Genomic DNA, 23,139 nt, shown 5'->3' with positions numbered 1-23,139 from the left:
TAATAGTAGTGTAGCCAACAAGGCAGCCGTTTATACTCACGTGGATTTTTGTTTCTTTATTTTATTATTGACTTGCTCCAGTGCCTGTTCGAATTTCCCTGTCCGTTTCGCTTCGTAATAGGTACGGTTTTTCAATTTGTCTGGTAGATACTGCTGATTGACCCAGCTGTTTTCATAGTTGTGCGGGTATTTGTAGTCGATTCCCCGCCCGAGCGTTTGTGCCCCTTTATAGTGGGAGTCTTTCAGGTGGGCAGGTACGTCCCCGCTCTTGCCGGCCCGGATATCTGCCAAAGCTGCATCCAGCGCTTTATAAGCACTGTTGGATTTCGGGGAAAGAGCAAGCTCCGTTACAGCTACCGCCAGCGGTATTCTTGCTTCGGGAAATCCGATTCGTTCAGCGGCTTCTACGGCAGCGAGTGCGCGCGGCCCTGCCTGGGGGTTTGCGAGACCGATATCTTCATAGGCGATGACCACGAGACGTCTGGCTATACTGTCTAGATCACCGGCTTCAATGAGACGGCCTAAATAATGAAGGGATGCATCTACATCACTCCCGCGTATCGATTTCTGAAAGGCGGACAGGACATCATAATGGGCGTCCCCGTCTTTATCGTGAGAGAAGCTCTTTTTCTGCATGCATTCTTCCGCCACTTCCAGCGTGATCTGTACGGTTTCTGCTTCGTCTTCCGGTGTAGAAAAGGCGGCAAGCTCCAAACCGTTTAAAGCGGACCTCAGATCCCCGTTCGACGCAGCAGCAAAATGATCAAGGGCTTGATCGGTGACAGAGATGTTCATATGACCGAGTCCTTGGTTTTCGTCGTTGATGGACCTTTCCAGAGCGGTTTTCACATCTTCCTCTGTTAAGGAATGAAGTTCGAAAAGGTGGCATCTGCTCCTGATTGCCGGGTTGATCGAATGGTATGGGTTGCTCGTTGTGCAGCCGATCAGTGTTAAACGGTTACTCTCCAGGTGAGGAAGGAGAAAATCCTGCTTCGCTTTATCCAGACGGTGTACTTCATCGAGGATCAGCACGAGCTGTCCGTGCATTTTGGCTTCCTCAACAGCAATCTCCATGTCTTTCTTCTTATCTGTCACAGCATTCAATAATTTATGCGGAATGCGTAAGCTCTTGGCCAATGCTGTTGCCATGGACGTCTTCCCTGTACCAGGCGGACCGAAGAGGATCATCGAAGCGAGTCTTCCTGCCGTTACCATGCGGTGGATCGTTTTACCTTCGGCTACCAGATGCTGCTGACCGATAATTTCATTGATATTAGATGGACGCATGCGGAATGCGAGTGGTTGTTGACTCATTGTTCAGTCTCCTTCTTCTCATTGTAATGGTAAGCGTAGAATGATTCCGTATAAAATGCAAGAGGGTTGCCATCCATGCTATAATAGCGTTTGGTATAATAGAGAGAGGAGGATGACGTGTGAGCAACAAGAAAAAGACGAAGTACGAAGCGGTTCTCCGCTGGAGTTTCTTCGCAATCGGATTAGTCATCCTGGGCCTCGGTATCTCTATGACGATGCAAGTCAAGGACTTTGGAATCGGACCATGGGACGTATTTCACTATGGTCTGTTTTTACAGTTCGGATTAACTGTGGGGACATGGTCAATCATTGCCGGACTTATCATTGTTTTATTGAGCGCTGTCGCCCAAAAGAAATTGCCGCAGATCGGTACCGTGTTGAACATGGTGTTGATCGGCGTATTTATTGATTTTTTCAACTGGGTTCTGCCTGAGCCCGAGTCTTTACTTTTCCAGCTTATCGTTTTTGCCGGTGGTACGTTCATCACGGCCCTCGGGGTCGGTGTATATGTATCTTCCGAGATAGGTGCAGGACCGAGGGACAGCCTTATGCTGCTCCTTACAAATGCCACCGGCTGGAAAGTTTCAACCGTAAGGAATGGAATTGAGATTACAGTCGCTGTCCTCGGTTTCGCCCTCGGCGGACCTGTAGGATTGGGTACCGTATTCATCGCGTTATTATTAGGTACATTTGTCGGTTATACCCTTCCTCAAGCGAAGAAGTGGTTACAGTTTCTTATAATGAAAGGTGATTCCTATGAAGATATCTACCAAAGGCCGCTACGGGCTGACCATTATGATTGAACTTGCACGCAAGTATGGGGACGGGCCCATATCCCTCAAGCAGATTGCCAGGGATAATGATTTGTCCGAGCACTATTTGGAGCAACTTATTGCGCCACTGCGGAATGCAAGTCTCGTCAAAAGTGTCCGCGGGGCATATGGCGGTTACATGTTGACAAGGGCTCCACATGAAATAACTGCCGGAGACGTTATTCGTGTGTTGGAAGGGCCGATTACGCCCGTCGAAGGCATTGAAAATGAAGAGCCGGCCAAACAGGCGTTATGGAAGCGTGTAAGGGATGCGGTGAAAGACGTGCTCGATACGACAACGCTTGAGGATTTGAAAGATCACGTGGAAGATCAGACGCAGGACGCCTATATGTTCTATATTTAATACCTTTGATGGAGTGAACGAAATGAAACCTATCTATTTAGATCATGCTGCGACGTCACCGGTTCATCCGGATGTTGTCAAGACGATGGTTCCCGTATTTGAAGAGGTGTTCGGGAACCCGTCCAGCGTCCATCAATTCGGGCGGAAAGCACGCCGGATTCTCGATGAGGCGAGACGAACTATTGCAAAGAGCATCCAGGCAGATGAGAAAGAGATTATCTTTACAAGTGGAGGTACGGAAGCGGATAACCTTGCAGTCATCGGATCTGCTTTAGCAAATTCCGGTAAGGGTAAGCATATCATTACCACCTCGGTCGAACATCATGCTACATTACATGCAGTCGAACACTTGGAAAAGCAGGGGTTTGAAGTGACTTACCTTCCTGTCGATGAACAAGGAATCATCAGGATGAAGGATTTGGAAGAAGCATTGAGAGAAGAAACCATTCTTGTCTCGATTATGATGGTCAATAACGAGACGGGAGCTGTCCAGCCTATTGAGAAGGCAGCAGCACTTTTAGCTGATCATCAGGCTTTGTTCCATTCGGATATCGTCCAGGCGTATGGATTGATCGATATTGATGTGTCCGAGCTTCCGGTAGACCTGCTTGCTGTCTCCGGTCATAAAATTAATGGTCCGAAGGGTATCGGATTTTTATATGCCAGGGAAGGAACGCCGCTTGAGTCTCTTCAACATGGAGGAGAACAGGAACGGAAGCGTCGTGCCGGTACAGAGAACATCCCTGCCGTCAAAGGCTTGGAGAAAGCCGTGGAGATCATGCAGGCGGAGAGAAGCTCTACGAAAGAAAAATATGCAGGATTTAAACGGCTGTTTCTAGAGACACTGAAAGAAGGAGCGGTTGATTTCCATGTGAACAGTCCGGAAGAATGGACAGTGGAATCGATCGTAAACATCAGTTTTCCGGGGATGAACGTAGAAGCACTTCTGACAAACTTTGATCTGGACGGCATCGCCGCATCCAGCGGAAGTGCCTGCACTGCCGGGTCCGTAGAGCCTTCTCATGTACTGACGGAAATGTTCGGAAAAAATGACCCAAGAACCACAAATTCGATTCGTTTTAGTTTCGGCTTGGCGAACGATGAAGAAAATATAGTAGAAGCAGCAAGACGAGTCAGTCGAATCATTAAACGTTTGACTGTCTAAAGGAAGGTGAGAGTAATGAAAGAATCGAAAGATACACGCGTCGTCGTAGGAATGAGCGGGGGTGTCGATTCCTCCGTTGCCGCTCTCCTTTTAAAGGAGCAGGGTTACGATGTCGTAGGAATCTTTATGAAGAATTGGGACGATACAGACGAGAACGGGGTATGTACAGCAACGGAAGACTATGAAGATGTCATCCGTGTCTGCAACCAGCTGGATATCCCGTACTATGCCGTCAACTTCGAGAAACAATATTGGGATAAAGTGTTCACCTACTTCCTTGAGGAATATAAGAAAGGAAGAACACCGAACCCGGATGTGATGTGTAACAAAGAAATTAAATTCAAAGCATTCATGGACCATGCCATGTCCCTTGGTGCAGACTATCTCGCTACAGGTCATTACGCGCAGGTGCGTGAAAACGAAGGCACATACGAAATGCTGCGAGGTGTCGATAACAATAAAGACCAGACGTATTTTCTTAACCAACTTTCTCAGGATGTCCTTGAGAAAGTCCTGTTCCCACTCGGACATATGGAAAAGAAAGAAGTCCGCAGAATCGCAGAAGAACACGGCCTTGCAACGGCTAAGAAGAAGGATTCCACAGGAATCTGCTTCATAGGTGAACGTAACTTCAAGGAATTCTTAAGTGAGTATCTGCCTGCCCAGCCCGGCAATATGGAGACGTTGGACGGGGAAGTGAAAGGCCGGCATGACGGACTTATGTATTATACACTTGGACAACGTCAAGGTCTCGGCATCGGGGGTGCGGGGGATCCGTGGTTCGTTGTCGGGAAGAATGTAGAGAAGAACGTCCTTTATGTGGGCCAGGGCTTCCATCACGAAGCTTTGTATTCCGACGGTCTGATTGCTTCTGAAGCAAATTGGACAAGAGGGGAAGTCCCTCAGGAGCCGTTTGAGTGTACGGCTAAATTCCGTTATCGTCAAGATGACAGTGCGGTCACGGTATATCCGCTGGATGATGGAACGTGGAAGGTCATGTTCCATGAGCCGGAACGTGCAATTACACCAGGACAAGCAGTTGTTTTGTATGATGGCGATGTCTGCCTCGGCGGAGCTACTATCGATGTTGTATTAAAGCAAAATGCAGCCATCACCTATGTAGGATAAAACCAGGCCATGTCCCATCAACGGACATGGCTTTTTTATGGGAAACAAAGAACGGAAAGGGGAAAAACGATGGATAAATTGAAACAGGGAATTGAACGCATGCAGAACCATGATTACGAGGAAGCCGCAAAACTGTTTACCGAAGCAATTGACGAAAATCCTAAAGAGCCTGTGGGGTATATCAACTTTGGTAACCTGCTCACACATATGAACGACTATGAACGGGCAGAACGGTTTTACCATCGAGCTATAGAGTTAGATGAGACAGCAGCGACGGCATTTTACGGTTTGGGGAATGTCTATTATGAACAGGAAGATTATAATAAGGCACAAACACAGTTCCTTACTGCCATAAAGAAGGGCCTGAATGAAGCTGATGTCCATTTCATGCTCGGCCTGACCTTCCTGCATCAAGATCAAGTGAAAATGGCGCTTCCATATTTGTTAACGGCTTCCGAACTCGCTCCAGAAGATGTGGATATTCAGTTTCAATACGGCCTGTGTCTCGCCCAAAATGGAGCGATTGAACAGGCTGAACAGGTCATGCATCATGTGCTACAATTGGAAGAACAGCATAGTGACGCCCATTACAATCTTGGTGTGGTGGCTCTTCATAAAGAAGAAGCGGAAAAAGCTTTGGAACACTTCTCCAAAGCCTTGGAAATAAACCCCGAGCATATGCTTGCCGCCCACGCCAAAGGACAAGTGGAACAAGCGCTAAACGAGTAGAACGAAGGAGAACGACGCATATGATGCAACCATCCCTTTTTAATGAAACGGAAGAAGAACGCCCTTATGTCAAAGGGGAACTGGCCCGGATGATCTTCCATAAGGAGACGGAGCAGTTCTCCATCGCTTCGATCAAGGTGACAGAAACGAACGAAGACTTCGATGATAAGAATCTTGTGATCAAAGGTCATTTCTCCCCCCTCGAAGAAGGGGAGACGTATATCTTTCATGGAGAATTTAAAAATCATAAGAAGTTCGGGAAGCAGTACGAGGTTCAGATGTATCATCGTGTACTTCCGGAAACGAAAGACGGGTTGGTTCTGTATTTGTCCAGTGATCTCTTTCATGGAATCGGAAAGAAAACGGCAGAGCGTATCGTGGAGCATCTTGGAGAGAAGGCCGTTTCCAAAATCCTTTCCGATCGCGATGTGTTGAAGGAAGTACCGAAGCTGCCTGAAGAAAAAGCAGAGCAGCTTTACTACGCACTGAAAGAGCATCAAGGATTCGAGCATGTGATGGTACATCTGTCCCAATATGGATTCGGTTTGAAACTTGCTCAGAAAATTTATCAGGCGTTCCAAGATCAAACGATGGCCATCATCGAGGAAGATCCTTATCAACTCGTCTTTCATGTAGAAGGATTCGGTTTCCATCGCGCGGATGAGATCGCCAAAGCCCAGAATCTGTCTCTGGATCATCCGACAAGGATCCGGGCTGCCTGCCTCTATATCATGCAGAAAAGCATGGGAGCGGGACACGTGTACCTTCCGACAGAAGAGTGCCTGTTACAGGTAGAACAACTGCTTAATCAGGGAGAGAACGGGTCCATCTCCTTTGAACAGCTTTCTGAACAGATCATCAATCTTGGTGAAGAGAAATATGTCTACATCGAAGAAAATCGTGTGTATCTGCCTTCGCTTTATTTTGCGGAAAACGGGGTTCGCACGCACTTGGACCGCATTCAAATAGAAGAAGTGGAAGCGGAACACACGCAGGCGGATTTGTTAAAGCTCATCGGCAAGTTGGAGGAAGAGGAAGCCATCAGTTACGGAGAAGAGCAGTATAAGGCGATTGAACAAGCTCTTCAGTCCAAACTAATGATTCTTACCGGTGGACCGGGGACAGGGAAAACGACCGTCATTAAAGGGATTCTCCAAACATATGCCGGCCTGAACGAGCTTTCTATGGATCCGGAAGACTATGGAAGTGATAAGCCGTTTCCGTTCGTTTTAGCAGCTCCGACCGGTCGTGCCGCGAAACGTATGACCGAATCGACAGGGCTGCCGGCGAGTACGATCCACCGTCTTCTCGGCTGGGACGGTCACGACTCGTTTGAAAGGAATCAAAATAATCCATTGGAAGGCAATGTTTTGATCGTGGATGAATTCTCTATGGTGGATGTTTGGCTTGCGAATCAGCTGTTCCGGGCTGTTCCGTCTAATATGCAGGTGCTTCTCGTCGGGGATGAAGACCAGCTGCCGTCTGTCGGCCCCGGCCAGGTGCTCGCGGATTTATTGGCATCAGGAGTCATCCCTTCCACTAAATTGACGGAGGTGTACCGCCAGAAAGAGGGTTCGAAAATCATTCAGCTCGCGCACGAGATCAAAAACGATACCTGCTCGATCCGCTCGCTTGTGAAGGAGCATGATTTTAATTTCATCCCCGCTAAAGAACACCAGCTGAGCGACCTCGTTACAAACATCGTGAAGAAAGCGCAGGAGAAAGGGATCGAGATGAAGGATCTTCAGGTCCTGGCACCGATGTACCGGACAGAAGTAGGGATTCATCAGCTTAATCGAAGCATTCAGGAATCGGTCAATCCCAAGCATAAGCAGAAACGGGATTTGACTTATTTTGACGTCACCTATAGAAAAGGGGACAAAGTGATCCAATTGGTCAACCAACCGGAAGACGGAGTGTACAATGGGGACATTGGAGAGGTGGTCGCCATTTTCCGTGAAGAAGAGAATACGGACGGTGTCGAGCAGCTGGTCATTGACTTCGATGGGAAAGAGGTAGTCTACCCGAAGAAGGATTTGAATAACGTCATGCACGCCTACTGCACGTCAATTCACAAGTCACAGGGGAGTGAGTTTGCGATCGTTGTTCTTCCTGTTGTAAGAAGTTACCGGAGGATGCTCAGGAAAAACTTACTTTATACGGCTATCACTCGTTCGAAGCAGTCATTGATCATCTGTGGAGATAAAGAAGCATTTCTGGACGGCATCGGGACGACGGATACCAACACCCGATACACCATGCTCAAAGAGAAGCTGCAGTCCGAGGAACCTCAGGACGTAAATGGAGAGGAAGAAGAGGAACAGCTCTCCCCGTACGATTTCATGTAGAAAGGCGGGATTGATGATGGGTCATACACTTGGTATGTCCGGCAGTACCATCATGTCGGATCCGGATAAGTTCGATGAATTGTTTAAATGGGGACACGCTCATGTGGAGATCGGAGAGTTTCGGGACCGGGCATCGATGAAACAGTTTTTATGCATACAGAAAGAACAGGGTGGCACGTTCGGCGTTCATGCACCTCTTCTTCGCGGAGGAAGCAAATACGACCTGATTGAAAAAGTAGCCATGGATCCGAAAGACGGAAGGAATCGGTTTAAGAGCGATGTCGAAATGGTAAAGGAAGCGGGAGCCTCCTACATCCTGGTCCATTTCCCTTATTTTAAAGGGAGCCACAATAGCCCGATGCAAGCGATGGAGGAAGGGATCTCCTACCTTGCAGAACTTCAGAAGACCTATGATATCCCAATCGTTTGTGAGCCTAAGCTTGGACAGGACATGTCCGTGGACGGCATCCGCTATCTCCATGAGTTTTTTATGTCTGGCCGGACGTTTAGTCCTCTGGATATCTGTGTTGATATCGGTGATTACATGATGGCATGCAAAAACGACTGGAGAACGTACATAGAACCGCTGCTTCCATACATTCGTGTGGTCCACATGCACAATGTCACTTCTTTACGCGAAACATACTTCTGGGCGCCCATTCACCCTGACTATCATCAGTGGCAGGGAGGTTTTGACATGAAAGATTTGCTGCAGGTTTTATGTCAGGGAAGAGAGAAGTTTTTTATTTTTGAACATACACCACACACACATCCATCAGAAAAGCAGGTAGAAGAGGGGATCCAATGGGTACGTAATCTGCTGAATGTATGAATAAGAGAGAGTCGGGCATACTGATTGGTAAAAAAAGGGGTTTGTACCAATGAGGTGTCCGAACTGCAAAGAAAAACAGCTGGGCAAAATCGGTAACGACCAGTATTATTGCTGGACTTGTTGTCTTGAACTGACAATGGAGGACGGGAAGATGAACATCAACCAAATCGAAGAGGACGGCAGTCTCAGCTCGCTAAATGATATTTTCTATCAGCAAGGTTCATGACGGACCGCTCTTCCAAATGGCTGCGTCGTCTCTCTATACTATTCATCATCCTGCTTACGCTGCTGCTTCTTGCCTGGCTGTTTCCATACTACGATCATGTACTCGTAATGGTTGGACGAGTGCTGTTACCATTTGTTCTTGCTCTTGTACTCTCGCTTTTACTTCATCCACTGGTGAAAACGCTGGAAGGTGTTGGAGTGCGGAGGGCAATTGCAATTCTGCTTATATTCCTGCTGTTCTTTTCCCTTACGAGCTGGGGCATCTACAAGGGGTATCCCCGTCTTTTGGAGCAAGTAAAGCTTCTTAATGACCAACTGCCTGATCTTGCTGCGTCATACCAGGCATGGACGAAGGAATACTATGCCCATACGGAACGACTTCCCGATGGGATGCACCATAAGATGGATCAAGCCATCACAACCTTCGAAGAAGGATTGAGCGCCAGACTGATGGCCGTATTCACGGGTTTGAGCGGCATCTTCAATATGATCATCCTGCTGGCGGTCATCCCGGTTATGACGTTTTATTTCCTGAAAGATTATAAAAGAATCGGTCTTGCCTTTCTCCACCTCCTGCCCCGAAGCTGGCACCAGGAAGCACAAAGGCTGGTTATTCAGTTAAATCATTCTCTTGGCGGATATATCAGAGGACAGTTGTTGATCAGTTTATTTGTCGGTGTATTTGCGACAATTGGATTCTGGCTGATCGATCTGCCATACCCGCTCGTACTTGGATTGGTCGCGGGGGTCACGAATATTATCCCTTATTTCGGTCCGCTCCTAGGAGCAGGACCGGCTCTGATTGTGGCTTTGACGGTTTCTTTTCAGGCCTTGCTGTTTACTCTTGCCGTCGTAGTTGTCATTCAGGTGCTGGAGGGGAATCTATTATCCCCTTACATTATGGGGAGAAGTATCCATATCCACCCGCTTTTGATTATTCTCGCCCTCCTGGCAGGTGGGGAACTTGCCGGCATACCAGGAATGATTCTTGCTGTACCTGTCCTCACCTGCCTCAAGGTCGTCGTTGATGAAATCAGGGCGGGAAGGCTCGGGCATTGACAGATGAAGGACAGTTATCTATAATTACGCATAGCGAAGACTATTTGGACGAAGAACACGAAGAAGGAACCGAGTAAGCGACATTGTTTATGGATAGAGAGGTACGTCCCTGGCTGAAAGACGTGCTCCATGATCGTTGCTGAACGCTATTCCGGAGTGCGGCTAATCCCCGCCGGATTCATGCTACGTTATCAGCATTCGAGATGATAGATGCAACAGGTCTATAATCAGGGTGGTACCGCGGAAAAACTCCCGTCCCTGCCGAATCATCAGGCAGAGACGGGAGTTTTTTCTGTGTCTGTCAAAGATGAAGCTTCGTCCAGTACCGTCTAAATTGTATATAATTCAAGGAGGTTTCTGTTATGAAGAAATTGACATCCGCAGATGTTCGACAAATGTTCCTTGATTTTTTCAAGGAGAAAGGCCACCGTGTGGAACCAAGTGCATCCCTCGTTCCTCATGAGGATCCGACGCTTTTATGGATCAACAGTGGTGTAGCGACATTGAAGAAGTATTTTGACGGACGGGTGGTTCCGGAAAACCCGAGAATCGTCAATGCCCAGAAGTCGATTCGAACCAACGATATTGAGAATGTCGGTTTTACGGCAAGACACCATACCTTCTTCGAAATGCTGGGGAATTTCTCTATTGGAGATTATTTCAAAGAAGAGGCTATGGAATGGGCGTGGGAGTTTCTAACAAGCGAGAAATGGATCGGCTTCGATCCGGAGAAGCTCTCTGTGACTGTCCATCCGGAAGATGATGAGGCTTATCAAATCTGGGAGAAAAAGATCGGTCTTCCTGTCGAGAGGATCATCCGAATTGAAGAGAACTTCTGGGACATCGGAGAAGGGCCGAGCGGACCGAACACCGAAATTTTCTATGATCGCGGCGAGAAATACGGCAGCGACTCCAACGACCCGGAATTATATCCAGGCGGCGAGAATGAACGGTATTTGGAAATCTGGAACCTTGTGTTCTCGCAGTTCAACCATAACCCTGACGATACGTACACACCGCTTCCGAAGAAGAATATCGATACAGGAATGGGCTTGGAGCGGATGGTATGTGTCATCCAGGAGACGGAAACGAACTTTGAAACAGATTTGTTTATTCCAATCATTAGAGCAACAGAAGAAATTGCCGAAGCAGCCTATGGAGACAGTGTCGATGGAGATGCAGCATTTAAAGTCATCGCCGATCACATGAGAACCGTAACGTTCGCTGTCAGTGATGGAGCCCTGCCTTCCAACGAAGGACGCGGGTATGTCCTGCGCCGTCTGCTGAGAAGAGCGGTTCGCTTTGCTAAGCAGATTGGAATCGATAAACCGTTTATGTATAAACTTGTCCCGCAAGTATCTAATATCATGGTCGATTTCTATCCAGAAGTGAAAGAGAAGGAAGCATTCATTAAAAACGTCATCAAGACCGAAGAAGAACGTTTCCACGAAACGCTGAATGACGGACTGCAAATCCTCTCTACTATTATGAAGCAGGAATCAGAGAAAGGAAGCAGCGTCTTTCCTGGAACGGAAGTTTTCCGCCTTTATGATACGTATGGGTTTCCAAAAGAGCTCACAGAAGAATATGTAGCAGAAGCTGGATTCACCATTGATGAAGCAGGTTTCCGTGAAGAAATGGAGAAACAGCGGGAGCGTGCCCGCAACGCCCGCCAGAAGACGGACTCCATGCAGGTACAGGACGGAGTACTTGGAGATGTCCATGTGGAAAGCTCCTTTATCGGGTATGATCACCTGCGGACAGAAGCGGTGGTTGTTGAAATGATAAAAGGAAAAGATTTCGCTGCGCATGCCGAAGCGGGGGATACGGTGTATCTCTTCCTCGATCAAACGACTTTCTATGCGGAAAGCGGAGGTCAGGTATCAGATAAAGGGTTCCTGCGCTCGGAAGCGGCTCTTTTGGAAGTGACGGATGTAAAGAAAGCTCCTAATGGACAACATATGCACGAAGCAATCGTCCGGGAAGGATCCATGGAGAAGGGTACGAAAGTGGTTGCCGAGGTGGATCCGGGAAGCCGTTCCTTTATCGTCAAGAACCACACAGCGACCCATCTCCTTCATCAGGCATTGAAGGATGTCCTTGGAGATCATGTTAATCAGGCGGGATCCCTCGTTGAACCGGATCGCCTCCGCTTTGACTTCTCCCATTTCGGCTCTGTATCCGACGAAGAAATGGAGCAGATTGAATCCATCGTAAACGAGAAGGTGTGGCAGTCGATCCCTGTAACGATCGAGCTGAGCTCTATCGAAGAAGCAAAAGAAAAGGGAGCAATGGCACTTTTCGGAGAAAAATACGGAAACACTGTAAGAGTCGTTCAAGTCGGCGATTACAGCCTTGAGCTTTGCGGCGGCTGTCACGTGCAGAACACAGCGGAAATCGGCCTGTTCAAGATCGTTTCCGAATCCGGTATCGGTGCAGGGACGCGCAGGATAGAAGCTGTGACTGCCAAAGATGCTTATCTGTATATGAATAAAAAGGAAAACGTCCTGAGAGAAGCGGGAGCGCTTCTTAAAACGAAGCCGGAACAGGTGCCGGACCGGATCGATGCTCTTCATAAAGAAATGAAAGAGCTTCAGAAAGAGAAGGATTCACTCAGCGCTAAACTATCCAACCTGGAAGCTTCCAGCATCCTTGATGATGTAGAGGAAGTAGCAGGCGTGAAGGTCCTTGCGAAGAAAGTGGATGTCAAGGATATGAACAGCCTTCGTTCCATGGTGGATGACTTGAAGCAGAAGCTTGGATCCGGCATTATTCTGCTGGCTGCACCTAACGGCGAGAAAGTTCAATTAATTGCAGGAGTATCCAAGGATTTAGTAGAAGAAGGGTATCATGCCGGTCAATTGATTAAAGAAGCAGCTGCTATCTGCGGCGGCGGCGGCGGAGGCCGTCCGGATATGGCGCAGGCAGGCGGCAAAGATGCTTCCAAAATCCCGGATGCTCTTACGTATGCCAAAGAATATGCGGGACAGAAAGCCTAGTTTTTCTAATCCTGCAAATAGGTATATAATGGAGTAAATACAATAAATGTGCGAGGTGACTGTAATGAGTTCAATGGATAAGACGATGAGGTTTAACTTCTCGGAAGAACCGTTTGATCAAGATGTCCGATCCGTACTGCTATCTGTGCACAGTGCACTGGAGGAGAAAGGGTATAACCCGATTAATCAAATCGTAGGCTACCTCCTTTCCGGAGACCCTGCTTATATTCCTCGTCACCAGGATGCAAGAAACCTGATCAGAAAAATCGAAAGAGATGAGCTGATCGAAGAGTTGGTAAAGTTTTACATCAAAGAGAATAAAGAGGGCATGGAATGAAGAAAATAGGATTAGATGTGGGGGAAAAGACGATAGGCATCGCAATTTCTGATGCCTTCGGCTGGACCGCCCAGGGGCTTACGACGCTCCGATGGGACGAGAAGGACTTCAACACAGCGAAAGACAATCTGGCCGAGGTCATCAGAGACCATGAGGTGACGGAAGCGGTGGTCGGTTTTCCGAAGAACATGAACGGGACCGTCGGTCCACGTGGAGAAGCCAGTCAAAAATTCGCTGCTTGGCTTGAAGAGGAATTTCGTCTCCAAACCCATTTGTGGGACGAGCGACTTACGACAATGGCTGCTGAACGAGTGTTGATCGACGCTGATGTCAGTCGTAAGAAAAGGAAGAAGGTCATCGATAAGATGGCTGCCGTTATGATTTTACAAGGATATTTGGACTCGAAACAATAAAGGAGGATGTCTGATATGGCATTAGCAAAAGAAGAACGCATCATTATACCGGACGAGAACGGAGAAGAGCATCTATTTGAGGTGTTGTTCACGTTCGACGTCGAGCAGACCGGACATTCCTACATTGCCGTCATCCCTGCGGAGCAGAAGGAAGGCGACGAAGTCGAAGTTTTCGCTTTCCGTTATGAGGAAAAAGGGAACGAAGAGGATGATCTTGCTCTATTCCAAATCGAATCAGAAGATGAGTGGGAAATGGTCGAAGAAATGCTGAATACATTGACTGATGAAGACCTTACCTGATTATAGTCACGCCCAAAAGCCTGCAGCTCTGCTGCAGGTTTTTTTATGTTGTTAAGAAGATCGGGCGGTGAAGAGACCTTGGCTCTCATTCCCTGAAAATCACAGCATGTATAAAGGGCAGGTTTATTTAAATAAAGGTTCTGAAAAGGAGCTGTCTCGGCGGCATTTGTAGAAAATCCGGGCAATTTGTAGAAAGGTTCTTTCAATTTATAGTATAATGTACCGGATGAAAGGAGGAAGGCTGTTGTCTAAATCTGACTTTAATACACAGTATAAGAAAAAGCTGAAAAATAGAATAGAAGAAGCAAGTACCGTAAGAAAGATTGTAGCCGGTATATTGACGGCACTCGTCCTCATCCTGTTGATTGGAGGGCTTTCGGGCTATTTGTACGTCCGCTCCGCTCTTCAACCGGTGGATCCGGGAAACGAAAAGCAGAAAAATGTTGAAATCCCCCTCGGTTCTTCCACTTCGCAAATCGCATCGATATTGGAAGAGAATGATATCATCAAGAACGGCATGATCTTCCGTTTCTATACGAAATTCAAGAATGAGTCCGATTTTCAGGCTGGAGATTATCAGTTCACTTCATCCATGAGCATTGATGAAGTTATTGAATCCTTGAAAGAAGGAAAGCTTGTCAAGGATGCAGCAGTTACCGTAACCATTCCAGAGGGAAGGGATTTGGAAGAGATCGCGGGAGCTTATGCTGAGAAAATGGACTTTACAAAAGAGGAATTTCTGAAACGGGCCAATGACGAGGAATATGTCAAGACGTTAATGGAGAAGTATCCGGATTTACTTACGGAAGACATCCTGAACGAGGATATTCGTTATCCTTTGGAAGGCTACTTATTTGCTTCTACTTATCCTTTTAATGTAGAGGACCCAAGCATTGATCAAATCATTGAGAGTATGCTCGACCGCACCCAGTCCGTCGTTCTTCCATATATGGATGAGGTGGATGGATTAAAAGGTATAGAAAACGTCCATGATCTCGTAACCATGGCATCCCTTCTTGAGAACGAAGCAAGGACGGCAGAAAGCAGGGAGGAGATTTCTGGTGTGTTCCAGAACCGACTGGAAGAAGAAATGCCCCTGCAAACCGATCCTACCGTCCTTTATGCCCTTGGAGAACATAAGGACAGAGTGCTGTATGAAGATTTGGAAGTAGACTCTCCTTATAACACGTATCAGGTGAAAGGACTTCCGGTCGGCCCGATATCCAATTTCAATGAAAACTCTTTAAAAGCTGCAGCGGAACCGAATGATAACGATTATCTTTACTTCCTTGCAGACAGTGATGGAGACATTCATTATTCTGAAACCTTGAAGCAGCATAATATATATAAAGAAGAACATATAACCGGCCAGTGAATTTTTTAGAAGGAATGACGGGAACACTCGCATTCCTTCTTTTTTTTGTGTTAAAATAGTGTGGTTGTAAAATTATTGTGAAGGGATGAAACTTGATGGAGCAAGAGCAATATTTACAATCATTGCTTTCAGAGCCTTCCAGACCTGTCAAAGAAATGGAAACGTATGCCAAGGAAAATCATGTTCCCATCATGGAGCCATTAGGTATTGAATTTCTCATGCAGCTCATACGGATCCAGAAACCAACAGCCATCCTGGAAATCGGAGCGGCGATCGGATATTCTGCGCTTAGAATGGTAGAAGCTAATCCGGACTGCACCGTTACGACGATCGAAAGGGATGAAGAACGTTATAACGAGGCACTGTCCAATATTCGCAACATGCATAAAGAAAATCAGATTCGCGTCATTCATGGAGATGCTTTGGACGTGAAAGAAGTGGTAAGCGGTCATGGACCATTCGATATGCTGTTCATCGACGCTGCGAAAGGGAAGTATGAGGAATTTTTCCATCTCTATTCCCCGTTAGTGAAGCAGGACGGAATGATCATTTCCGATAACGTCCTCTTTAAGGGATATGTAGCGGACGATACGGATGCCGGTCCGCGTATGGCAAAGATCGCACGCAAGATCCGCGGTTTCAATGAATGGCTGGTTCGTCATCCGGACTATCATACGACGATTGTTCCGATCGGGGACGGAGTAGCGATTACGAAGAAGAAATAAATAAAAGGTCATAGATATCCAAGGAATTGGATGAAAGGAGAAGCCAGAAGCATGCACGACAAACCAGTAGTTATCGGCGTTGCAGGAGGAACCGGGTCAGGTAAGACATCTGTCACCAAATCCATCATCCAGCGCTTTACGGACAAGACGTTATTGATGTTAGAACAAGATTATTATTATAAGGATCAGAGCCACCTTCCGTTTGAGGAACGGCTGGAGACGAACTATGACCACCCGCTGGCTTTCGACAATGATCTATTGATTGAACAATTGGAACAGTTGATTGATCAGAAGCCTGTGGAGAAGCCCGTATATGATTATACAAGACACACGAGGTCTGAAGAAACGATTCACGTAGACCCTAAGGAAGTCATTATCGTCGAAGGGATCCTGGTCCTGGAAGATGAGCGTTTAAGAGATATGATGGATATCAAAGTATTCGTTGATACGGACGCTGATGTACGCATTATCCGCCGTATGATGAGGGATATCAACGAGAGGGGCCGCACGCTCGATTCGGTCATCGACCAATATATTAACGTTGTACGCCCGATGCATCTGCAGTTTGTAGAACCGACGAAACGCTATGCGGACATCATTATCCCGGAAGGCGGACAGAACCACGTGGCGATTGATTTGATGGCTACGAAGATACAAACGGTGTTGTACGAAAAGGGACAAGCGGTAAGCAAAGAAAATAGTTGAAATACTGGCAGAAATCTGGCATAGTTTCAATAGTAGTTCTAAATCATCATGTCCTCGGGTAAAGTATAGTAATTTGCAAATGAGCGTACCGGTGTACTGCTCATTTCCTATATTAAGGACTATCATTTTTTCTTGTATTAAAGGAGTGTTCGACCATGGCAGAAGATAAAAGCTATTACATGACTGAAGAAGGTAAACAGAAGCTCGAAGATGAATTGGAGCACCTTCGCACGGAGCGTCGTAAAGAAGTAGTGGAACGCATCAAGATCGCCCGCGGATTCGGCGATTTGTCTGAGAACTCTGAGTACGATGCAGCGAAGGACGAGCAGGCTTTCGTTGAAGCCCGTATTACGCAGGTGGAGAACATGATCCGCAATGCTGTCATCATTGAAAACGATACTGAAAACCCGGATACGGTTACAATGGGTAAATCTGTTACATTCCAGGAACTTCCTGATGGTGAAGAAGAAACATACACGATCGTAGGTAGTGCAGAAGCAGATCCGTTTGAAGGGAAAATCTCCAACGATTCTCCTATGGCTCAAAGTCTGATCGGACATGTAGTAGGCGATCAGGTCAAAGTCGCTACACCAGGTGGAGAAATAGACGTGAAGATCGTTACCGTTAAATAATTCTATGAATCGTAAAGGCAGGGCTTATTCTCCCTGCCTTTTTTTTCTACATTTCCCGGGCAATAGCAGGGAGGACCATGGAAGTATTGGTTGGCGCATTGACATCATGTATAATATACACGAGTCAAAAGGAGGAGAAGGACAATGTCAGAAAAACATACATCGAATTCCCGTTCATCGCGCAATGAGAAGAAGAGACGCAGCTTCAAGTGGGTCACGTGGTTATCAGGGGTAGGCGTCCTCGTTGTTGCCGTATTCATCTCGGTTATGGTATTCAGCACTAATGACGAACCCGGTAAAGCGAAAAGCACCGAGGCATCGTTAATTGAGAAAGCAAAGCAGGATAAAGAGCAATCCAGTAAGTCCAAAGACGATTCCAAACAGAAAGAAGAAAGCGAAGGCACACAAGTCTCACTCGAAGGTTTTGAAGAGCTGAAGCCTATTGAGGATGAGGAAGGATTGAAAGTGGAAGAGAGTGAAGATCCTAACGTAGAACGTGTGGTAACGAAAGATTGGTCCTCTGTACCGACAGAGCAGGATACAGGCGGGAACCACAGCATAACCTATCAGGAAGGCTCTCAAGACTATGAAGAGTTGAAGCAGGCGATTAGAAAAGGGGTAGGACTTGCTGAAGACGATATCATCTATTGGTGGATCGGCAACGGCGGAGGTCCGAACAAAGCGGTCGCTACTGTATCGGATAAAAGTGAAACCGGCTATCTTCGTGTTTCTGTTGAATGGGTCGACGGCCAAGGCTATAAGCCGACGAAGCTGGAAGTGTTGAAAGAGAAAGAAATCAATCGTTAAAAGGGGAAGTTTAAATATGACTATCGGAATTATTGGTGCAATGGATGAAGAAATCGAACGCCTGCAGTCGGAAATGGAAGTGACTGCGGAGAAAGAAGTGGCTGGAAGTAAATATATCGAGGGTACGCTTTACGACGTGCCGGTAGTATTGCTGTTATCAGGGATAGGGAAGGTCAATGCAGCGGTGTCCGCTACGATTCTTCATGAGCAGTACGAAATAGACGCGGTTATAAACACAGGTTCGGCGGGCGGATTTGCCAAAGATCTGGAGGTGGGGGACGTCGTCGTATCAACCTCCGTCACCCATCATGATGTCGATGTTACCGCTTTTGATTATGCGTACGGGCAGGTACCTGGAATGCCGGCTATGTTCGATGCCGATGAACAATTAATGGAGAAAGCGATGGAAGCCATTGCTAAGACGGATGCACGTGCAGCTAAAGGAATCATTGCTACAGGCGATTCTTTCATGCAGGATCCCGTCCGAGTGGATTTTGTAAGAGGGAAGTTCCCGGATATGATCGCAGCAGAGATGGAAGCAGCGGCCATTGCTCAGGTTTGTCATAAATACGGGACACCTTTTGTGGTCATCCGTGCGCTCTCGGATATTGCCGGCAAAGAATCATCAATTTCTTTCGATGAGTTCCTTCCGAAGGCGGCAGAAAACGCGGCACAAATGATTATGACGATGATCCAGTCTTATAAATAACAGTAATTTCCACCGACAAATGGATATGGATATGATACGATATCTATAGATCAGGAGGTGGAAGTTTTATGGAATCTACCGAATGGAAAAAGAAGATAGCCGACTATAAGCGGTTTATCATGACTTTACTGATATTCAGCAGTTATTTATATATTGGAACTTTAATCAGCCTTTATGAGTATGGAACGGCCACCTATATGTATCTGTACCCATTAATCGGCGCGGCGCTGATCACTGCCTTCCTCATGACTATGAAAATAAGAAAATGGCAGCGGCTGTCGGCAGATAAATAAATAAATGAACCGGGTTCCTCATTTGGGGACCCGGTTCTTTTATTTATTTCTTTCCTTGTTTACTCTGTTTATAGAATTCGTGGAATATCTTCATAAGGGCTCTCTTTTCAATGCGAGAGACATAACTTCTTGAGATGCCGAGTTCCTTTGCTATTTCCCTCTGAGTCTTTTCTTCCGTGGAATTTAATCCATAGCGGAAAATGATCACTTCTTTTTCCCGCTCATCGAGAATAGTAATAAAATCCTTGATTTTCTCTAATTCCATATGAAGTTGGATTTCTTCGACGATATCCGTTACGTCCGCCTGCAGGATATCGAGCAAATTAAGCTCATTACCCTCTTTGTCGTGTCCGATGGGGTCTTGAAGGGAAACGTCCTTATTTGTCTTTTTCGTCGATCTGAGGTGCATTAGAATCTCATTTTCGATACATCTCGCAGCATAGGTGGCGAGTTTCGTTCCTTTGCCTGTCGAATAGCTTTCGATTCCTTTGATAAGGCCGATCGTTCCAATAGAAATTAAATCTTCGAAATCCTCTTTCGTGTTTTCGAATTTTTTAACGATATGAGCAACGAGACGAAGGTTATGTTCGATTAGTTTGTTCCTTGCCTCATGACTGCCTTCCTGCATCAATTTCAACTGCTCCGCTTCTTCTTCGGAGGACAGCGGGTTCGGAAAGGCCTGGTTCTTAACGTAGGACATGAAGAAGAGGGACTCTTTAAAAAAGTATAGGATAGAAGCGATCAGACTGCTCACAGGATGCACCTCCTCGTGGATTAGGCAAACGCCTATCACATACTTATGTGCCTGTGGGAAGGTCTGTGCTTGTACCCCTTAAAATATAGTTGTCATGATAAAGAAAATCCCCCAGCGATATTCGCTGGGGGAGCTTTTATTTATCCGGCATCTGCCGCTTTTGTTCTTCCTTCAAAACTTCAGCGTATTCATCTTTAATGCTGTTTTCCCATAAAGGGACGCCGCTGCGGTAAGCAGCACGTGAAATCATATGTCCGGAAACCGGTGCGCTCAACAGTACGAATACGATGCCGAGCAGTAATTTTCCACTTACGATGTCGTGTTCCACATACAGGAAAAGAAATGCTCCGATCATAATACCTGCCACACCCAGAGTCGAACTCTTCGTGGCCGCATGCAGCCTTGTATATACGTCCGGAAATCTTAAAATACCGATGGATCCCGATATGAGGAAGAAAGCACCGCTGAGCAGTGAAAGGCAGATGATGATGTCAAATATGATGTTAATCCATGTCCCGCTCAATGATAACACCCTTTTCTAGGAATTTCGCCAGGGCAACCGTACCTATAAACAGCAGGATCCCAATCAATAAGACGACATCATTAAATTTGGTTGTCACAAGCAGGATGGCGAGTAATCCTGCCAATGCCATCAAGTTGATGCCTATAATATCAAGCGCAACCGCCCTGTCCGGGTTCGTAGGACCGGTGATGGCACGATAAAGGAGCATGATGACGGAAACGGCAACGGCGATAATAGCAATGGTTGCCGAAATATCCACGAGGGTTTTTGTGAAACTTGCTACGCTGTCCATTATCTCGTCACCTCCAAGATCATACGTTCAAATGTCTCTTTAATATCATTCACAGACTTCTCAACGTCCGGCATATCCATTGCATGGATATAAATTTTTGTATGGTCTTCGCTCACGATGACCGACAGGGTACCGGGTGTCAGGGATATTAAATTAGCCAGCAGCGTAATTTCAAAATTTGTCTTGACATCTACCGGCAGCGCGAAAATCCCTGGTTGAACATTCAGCTTGGGCTTGTACACGTGTTTGACGATATCAATGTTAGATAAAATCAATTCTCTTATGAATAAGAGGATGAGCTGAAGGAACTTCCAGGCACGTTTCATGTAGAAAGAATCAGGGATGAACCTTCGCAGAACGAACAATAAAACGATACCGAGAATATATCCAACAAGAAAGGAAGAGAAATTGTACGTTTCACTAAGGAACATCCACATGATAGCAATAATGATGTTTATAACGATTTGTAAAGGCATCAGCTTCTACTCCTTTAACACAGAATCAATATAGATTTGCGGATCCATCAAATACTGGGCGATGGACTGGATCGTCGGGTAGAATAATTCTGCACCGACTCCCAAAAGAACGGATAGAGTAAGCAGACCGGCGGCCGGCCAAGCCATACGTGTGCCTTTCTTTTTACGTTCAGGAATTGGAATATCTGTTTTTTCTCCCCAAAAACCACGAATGAAAATGCGGATCATGGAGAAGAGGATCATCAAACTGGAAAGCAGAGCGATGATCACGATTCCGATTTCTTCCTCTGCAAGCCCTCCGCGCAGCAGCTGAAGTTTACCGATAAAGCCGCTGAACGGTGGGATACCCGCAAGTACAAGGGTAGCGACAAAAAATAACCAGCCGAGGACAGGGTAGTGGTGAATCAATCCTCCCATTTTTCTGAGGTCGGAAGTTCCTGCTACGTAAACCACAGCGCCGACAAGGAGGAAGAGTACACTCTTGATGATCATATCATGAACCAGATAGTACACCGTTCCGCTGATGGAAACTTCCGTGAAGATTCCAATGCCCATTAACATAAATCCAACAGCAGGAATGATGTTATAGGCGACAATCAATTTAACATTGTTCGTGGAGAGCGCTCCGACCACTCCGAAAATCATCGTCAAACCTGCGAGGATGATAAACAGGGAGTGGGTAAGCTGAACTTCCTGATTAAACATCAAAGTGAATGTTCGTAGGATCGAATAGATTCCGACTTTTGTAAGCAATGCACCGAAAAGGGCAGATACTACAGGATTGGGTGAAATATAAGGTCTTGGCAGCCAATAGTAAAGAGGGAATACAGCTGCCTTCGTTGCGAAAACGAAGAAAAGCAGGATCCCGATTGTCGTCAAGATTCCATCCTGATTCACTTCCTGTACACGCTCTGCTATTTGAGCCATGTTTACGGTTCCGACAACAGAGTAAAGGAAAGAGATGGTCGTAACGAACAACATGGAAGAAAACAGGTTGATCAATACATACTTAATGGATTCACGAAGCTGAGCTTTTCCATTTCCTAAAACAATGAGGCCGTAAGACGCCATCAACAGTACTTCAAAGAATACGAAGAGGTTGAACAAGTCACCTGTAAGAAAAGCCCCGCTGACGCCTGCAATCAGCATAAAGAAGAATGTATAGAAGTAAAAGGATTCTTCTTTCTCAGAGAGTGACTGCGGGGCGAAAAATACGCACGCGACAGCGACGACGTTTGTTGTTAAAACAAGGGTCATGGATAACAGGTCGCCGACGAGTACAATTCCGAACGGAGCCTGCCAATCCCCTAATTCAAGAACGAGAGTGCCGTTGCTTTTTACCTGCCAGAAGGCGTAGATGACGACAGCAAGATTAAAGACAGCGAATAGTTTAGATATGTTCCTGGCAAGTGCTGTCTTTTTGTGGATGAATGCGACGATAATGCCGGCTAAAAGCGGCAGGATGATAGGTAGTACAGCTAAGTTACTCATAATCGTTACCCCTCAATTGCTCCATATTATCGGTGCCGTTGATCTTAGCGGCCCGATAAGCTAATACGAGTAGTAGACTTGTGACACCGAAGCTTATGACGATGGATGTCAAAATTAATGCTTGCGGCAGCGGATCTGCATAATTTTCTACTCCTTCGGTCAACACCGGTGGAGCCCCGCGTTTCAGTTCACCCATGGTTAGGATGAAGAGGTGGGCTCCGTGTGAAATCAGTGCGGTCCCGATAATGATGCGCAACAGTTGTTTTTGAAGGAGGTTATAGATTCCTGTTGCGAATAATAGTCCGGCAAGTACGGCCATGATGAGTTCCATC

Annotated in this window: 27 protein-coding genes; 20 read left to right on the top strand and 7 right to left on the bottom strand. The window is 46.5% G+C overall.

Annotation, left to right across the window (positions count from 1 at the left end; translation table 11 throughout):
- Positions 1-36 precede the first annotated feature (36 nt).
- Complete coding sequence (locus tag AXG56_RS07590; RefSeq protein ID WP_026577178.1) at positions 37-1,314, bottom strand: replication-associated recombination protein A; 1,278 nt, start codon at positions 1,312-1,314, stop codon at positions 37-39.
- Positions 1,315-1,433: 119 nt separating this feature from the next.
- On the opposite strand from AXG56_RS07590, the gene AXG56_RS07585 reads away from it, so the two are divergent.
- The 20 genes from AXG56_RS07585 (at position 1,434) to AXG56_RS07495 (ending at position 19,271) form a co-directional block, all read left to right on the top strand.
- Positions 1,434-2,117: a YitT family protein gene (locus tag AXG56_RS07585; protein ID WP_008639503.1), complete on the top strand. Its 684-nt coding sequence runs from the start codon at positions 1,434-1,436 to the stop codon at positions 2,115-2,117.
- Positions 2,071-2,490, top strand: a complete 420-nt coding sequence (gene cymR, locus AXG56_RS07580) for a cysteine metabolism transcriptional regulator CymR (RefSeq protein ID WP_008639507.1) — start codon at positions 2,071-2,073, stop codon at positions 2,488-2,490. Before AXG56_RS07585 ends, cymR begins: the two co-directional genes overlap by 47 nt.
- Before the next feature lie 22 nt (positions 2,491-2,512).
- Entirely contained in the window at positions 2,513-3,655 is a 1,143-nt protein-coding gene (locus tag AXG56_RS07575) for a cysteine desulfurase family protein (RefSeq protein ID WP_008639509.1), read from the top strand.
- Between the two features lie 15 nt (positions 3,656-3,670).
- Positions 3,671-4,783, top strand: a complete 1,113-nt coding sequence (gene mnmA / locus AXG56_RS07570) for a tRNA 2-thiouridine(34) synthase MnmA (RefSeq protein WP_062513842.1) — start codon at positions 3,671-3,673, stop codon at positions 4,781-4,783.
- Positions 4,784-4,792: 9 nt separating this feature from the next.
- On the top strand, positions 4,793-5,512 hold the full coding sequence (locus AXG56_RS07565; RefSeq protein ID WP_153017407.1) for a tetratricopeptide repeat protein: 720 nt from the start codon (positions 4,793-4,795) through the stop codon (positions 5,510-5,512).
- 20 nt (positions 5,513-5,532) lie between these two features.
- Positions 5,533-7,860, top strand: coding sequence for an ATP-dependent RecD-like DNA helicase (locus AXG56_RS07560; RefSeq protein ID WP_026577180.1), 2,328 nt, complete (start codon positions 5,533-5,535; stop codon positions 7,858-7,860).
- A 13-nt stretch (positions 7,861-7,873) separates the two neighbouring features.
- On the top strand, positions 7,874-8,692 hold the full coding sequence (locus AXG56_RS07555) for a sugar phosphate isomerase/epimerase (RefSeq protein ID WP_235601473.1): 819 nt from the start codon (positions 7,874-7,876) through the stop codon (positions 8,690-8,692).
- A gap of 49 nt (positions 8,693-8,741) precedes the next feature.
- Positions 8,742-8,918 (top strand): hypothetical protein, encoded by a 177-nt coding sequence (locus AXG56_RS19640; protein ID WP_201029303.1) that lies wholly within the window; start codon positions 8,742-8,744, stop codon positions 8,916-8,918.
- Positions 8,915-9,976 (top strand): AI-2E family transporter, encoded by a 1,062-nt coding sequence (locus AXG56_RS07550; protein ID WP_062513839.1) that lies wholly within the window; start codon positions 8,915-8,917, stop codon positions 9,974-9,976. The genes AXG56_RS19640 and AXG56_RS07550 overlap by 4 nt, the downstream gene beginning before the upstream one ends.
- Positions 9,977-10,338: 362 nt before the next feature.
- Positions 10,339-12,975 (top strand): alanine--tRNA ligase, encoded by a 2,637-nt coding sequence (gene alaS / locus AXG56_RS07545; RefSeq protein WP_062513837.1) that lies wholly within the window; start codon positions 10,339-10,341, stop codon positions 12,973-12,975.
- A gap of 64 nt (positions 12,976-13,039) precedes the next feature.
- Positions 13,040-13,312, top strand: coding sequence for an IreB family regulatory phosphoprotein (locus AXG56_RS07540; RefSeq protein WP_008640318.1), 273 nt, complete (start codon positions 13,040-13,042; stop codon positions 13,310-13,312).
- A complete protein-coding gene (ruvX, locus tag AXG56_RS07535) occupies positions 13,309-13,725 on the top strand; it encodes a Holliday junction resolvase RuvX (RefSeq protein WP_008640319.1) in 417 nt (138 codons plus the stop codon). The genes AXG56_RS07540 and ruvX overlap by 4 nt, the downstream gene beginning before the upstream one ends.
- Positions 13,726-13,740: 15 nt before the next feature.
- Positions 13,741-14,025, top strand: coding sequence for a DUF1292 domain-containing protein (locus tag AXG56_RS07530; protein ID WP_008640320.1), 285 nt, complete (start codon positions 13,741-13,743; stop codon positions 14,023-14,025).
- A gap of 244 nt (positions 14,026-14,269) precedes the next feature.
- Complete coding sequence (gene mltG / locus AXG56_RS07525; protein ID WP_201029302.1) at positions 14,270-15,400, top strand: endolytic transglycosylase MltG; 1,131 nt, start codon at positions 14,270-14,272, stop codon at positions 15,398-15,400.
- Positions 15,401-15,495: 95 nt separating this feature from the next.
- Entirely contained in the window at positions 15,496-16,125 is a 630-nt protein-coding gene (locus AXG56_RS07520; protein WP_008638369.1) for an O-methyltransferase, read from the top strand.
- A gap of 51 nt (positions 16,126-16,176) precedes the next feature.
- Complete coding sequence (udk, locus tag AXG56_RS07515) at positions 16,177-16,830, top strand: uridine kinase (RefSeq protein WP_008638367.1); 654 nt, start codon at positions 16,177-16,179, stop codon at positions 16,828-16,830.
- Positions 16,831-16,985: 155 nt separating this feature from the next.
- The gene (greA, locus tag AXG56_RS07510) at positions 16,986-17,462 is read left to right on the top strand and encodes a transcription elongation factor GreA (RefSeq protein WP_008638365.1); all 477 of its coding nucleotides are present in this window, start codon (positions 16,986-16,988) and stop codon (positions 17,460-17,462) included.
- A gap of 144 nt (positions 17,463-17,606) precedes the next feature.
- Positions 17,607-18,269 (top strand): YrrS family protein, encoded by a 663-nt coding sequence (locus tag AXG56_RS07505; RefSeq protein ID WP_026577185.1) that lies wholly within the window; start codon positions 17,607-17,609, stop codon positions 18,267-18,269.
- A 16-nt stretch (positions 18,270-18,285) separates the two neighbouring features.
- Positions 18,286-18,978 carry a 5'-methylthioadenosine/S-adenosylhomocysteine nucleosidase gene (gene mtnN / locus AXG56_RS07500; RefSeq protein ID WP_062513834.1) on the top strand — a complete coding sequence of 231 codons (693 nt, stop codon included), beginning with the start codon at positions 18,286-18,288 and terminating at the stop codon, positions 18,976-18,978.
- A gap of 68 nt (positions 18,979-19,046) precedes the next feature.
- The gene (locus AXG56_RS07495; RefSeq protein ID WP_008638358.1) at positions 19,047-19,271 is read left to right on the top strand and encodes a YrhC family protein; all 225 of its coding nucleotides are present in this window, start codon (positions 19,047-19,049) and stop codon (positions 19,269-19,271) included.
- 43 nt (positions 19,272-19,314) lie between these two features.
- Here AXG56_RS07495 and sigK read toward each other — a convergent pair whose 3' ends face one another.
- The 6 genes from sigK to AXG56_RS07465 form a co-directional block, all read right to left on the bottom strand.
- A complete protein-coding gene (sigK, locus tag AXG56_RS07490) occupies positions 19,315-20,025 on the bottom strand; it encodes an RNA polymerase sporulation sigma factor SigK (protein WP_008638357.1) in 711 nt (236 codons plus the stop codon).
- A 136-nt stretch (positions 20,026-20,161) separates the two neighbouring features.
- Positions 20,162-20,548: a monovalent cation/H(+) antiporter subunit G gene (mnhG, locus tag AXG56_RS07485; RefSeq protein WP_008638354.1), complete on the bottom strand. Its 387-nt coding sequence runs from the start codon at positions 20,546-20,548 to the stop codon at positions 20,162-20,164.
- Positions 20,529-20,840: a Na(+)/H(+) antiporter subunit F1 gene (locus tag AXG56_RS07480; protein ID WP_008638352.1), complete on the bottom strand. Its 312-nt coding sequence runs from the start codon at positions 20,838-20,840 to the stop codon at positions 20,529-20,531. The genes mnhG and AXG56_RS07480 overlap by 20 nt, the downstream gene beginning before the upstream one ends.
- A complete protein-coding gene (locus tag AXG56_RS07475) occupies positions 20,840-21,316 on the bottom strand; it encodes a Na+/H+ antiporter subunit E (RefSeq protein ID WP_008638349.1) in 477 nt (158 codons plus the stop codon). The genes AXG56_RS07480 and AXG56_RS07475 overlap by 1 nt, the downstream gene beginning before the upstream one ends.
- A gap of 6 nt (positions 21,317-21,322) precedes the next feature.
- Positions 21,323-22,807: a Na+/H+ antiporter subunit D gene (locus AXG56_RS07470; RefSeq protein WP_008638347.1), complete on the bottom strand. Its 1,485-nt coding sequence runs from the start codon at positions 22,805-22,807 to the stop codon at positions 21,323-21,325.
- Positions 22,800-23,138: a Na(+)/H(+) antiporter subunit C gene (locus tag AXG56_RS07465; protein WP_008638344.1), complete on the bottom strand. Its 339-nt coding sequence runs from the start codon at positions 23,136-23,138 to the stop codon at positions 22,800-22,802. The genes AXG56_RS07470 and AXG56_RS07465 overlap by 8 nt, the downstream gene beginning before the upstream one ends.
- Between the last annotated feature and the right edge of the window lies 1 nt (position 23,139).

The sequence above is a fragment of the Halobacillus sp. KGW1 genome (assembly GCF_001592845.1).
GTDB lineage: Bacteria > Bacillota > Bacilli > Bacillales > Halobacillaceae > Halobacillus.
The sequence above is the reverse complement of the archived record's forward strand: the minus strand, read 5'-3'. Positions and strand labels throughout refer to the sequence as shown.

Bases quoted from the DNA above. Each gene is read 5' to 3' on its own strand.
- AXG56_RS07590 (WP_026577178.1), bottom strand. From the start codon at position 1,314: ATGAGTCAACAACCACTCGCATTCCGCATGCGTCCATCTAATATCAAT.
- cymR (WP_008639507.1), top strand. From the start codon at position 2,071: ATGAAGATATCTACCAAAGGCCGCTACGGGCTGACCATTATGATTGAA.
- AXG56_RS07575 (WP_008639509.1), top strand. From the start codon at position 2,513: ATGAAACCTATCTATTTAGATCATGCTGCGACGTCACCGGTTCATCCG.
- mnmA (WP_062513842.1), top strand. From the start codon at position 3,671: ATGAAAGAATCGAAAGATACACGCGTCGTCGTAGGAATGAGCGGGGGT.
- AXG56_RS07565 (WP_153017407.1), top strand. From the start codon at position 4,793: ATGTCCCATCAACGGACATGGCTTTTTTATGGGAAACAAAGAACGGAA.
- AXG56_RS07560 (WP_026577180.1), top strand. From the start codon at position 5,533: ATGATGCAACCATCCCTTTTTAATGAAACGGAAGAAGAACGCCCTTAT.
- AXG56_RS07555 (WP_235601473.1), top strand. From the start codon at position 7,874: ATGATGGGTCATACACTTGGTATGTCCGGCAGTACCATCATGTCGGAT.
- AXG56_RS19640 (WP_201029303.1), top strand. From the start codon at position 8,742: ATGAGGTGTCCGAACTGCAAAGAAAAACAGCTGGGCAAAATCGGTAAC.
- AXG56_RS07550 (WP_062513839.1), top strand. From the start codon at position 8,915: ATGACGGACCGCTCTTCCAAATGGCTGCGTCGTCTCTCTATACTATTC.
- alaS (WP_062513837.1), top strand. From the start codon at position 10,339: ATGAAGAAATTGACATCCGCAGATGTTCGACAAATGTTCCTTGATTTT.
- AXG56_RS07540 (WP_008640318.1), top strand. From the start codon at position 13,040: ATGAGTTCAATGGATAAGACGATGAGGTTTAACTTCTCGGAAGAACCG.
- ruvX (WP_008640319.1), top strand. From the start codon at position 13,309: ATGAAGAAAATAGGATTAGATGTGGGGGAAAAGACGATAGGCATCGCA.
- AXG56_RS07530 (WP_008640320.1), top strand. From the start codon at position 13,741: ATGGCATTAGCAAAAGAAGAACGCATCATTATACCGGACGAGAACGGA.
- AXG56_RS07520 (WP_008638369.1), top strand. From the start codon at position 15,496: ATGGAGCAAGAGCAATATTTACAATCATTGCTTTCAGAGCCTTCCAGA.
- udk (WP_008638367.1), top strand. From the start codon at position 16,177: ATGCACGACAAACCAGTAGTTATCGGCGTTGCAGGAGGAACCGGGTCA.
- greA (WP_008638365.1), top strand. From the start codon at position 16,986: ATGGCAGAAGATAAAAGCTATTACATGACTGAAGAAGGTAAACAGAAG.
- AXG56_RS07505 (WP_026577185.1), top strand. From the start codon at position 17,607: ATGTCAGAAAAACATACATCGAATTCCCGTTCATCGCGCAATGAGAAG.
- mtnN (WP_062513834.1), top strand. From the start codon at position 18,286: ATGACTATCGGAATTATTGGTGCAATGGATGAAGAAATCGAACGCCTG.
- AXG56_RS07495 (WP_008638358.1), top strand. From the start codon at position 19,047: ATGGAATCTACCGAATGGAAAAAGAAGATAGCCGACTATAAGCGGTTT.
- AXG56_RS07480 (WP_008638352.1), bottom strand. From the start codon at position 20,840: ATGGACAGCGTAGCAAGTTTCACAAAAACCCTCGTGGATATTTCGGCA.
- AXG56_RS07475 (WP_008638349.1), bottom strand. From the start codon at position 21,316: ATGCCTTTACAAATCGTTATAAACATCATTATTGCTATCATGTGGATG.
- AXG56_RS07470 (WP_008638347.1), bottom strand. From the start codon at position 22,807: ATGAGTAACTTAGCTGTACTACCTATCATCCTGCCGCTTTTAGCCGGC.
- AXG56_RS07465 (WP_008638344.1), bottom strand. From the start codon at position 23,138: ATGGAACTCATCATGGCCGTACTTGCCGGACTATTATTCGCAACAGGA.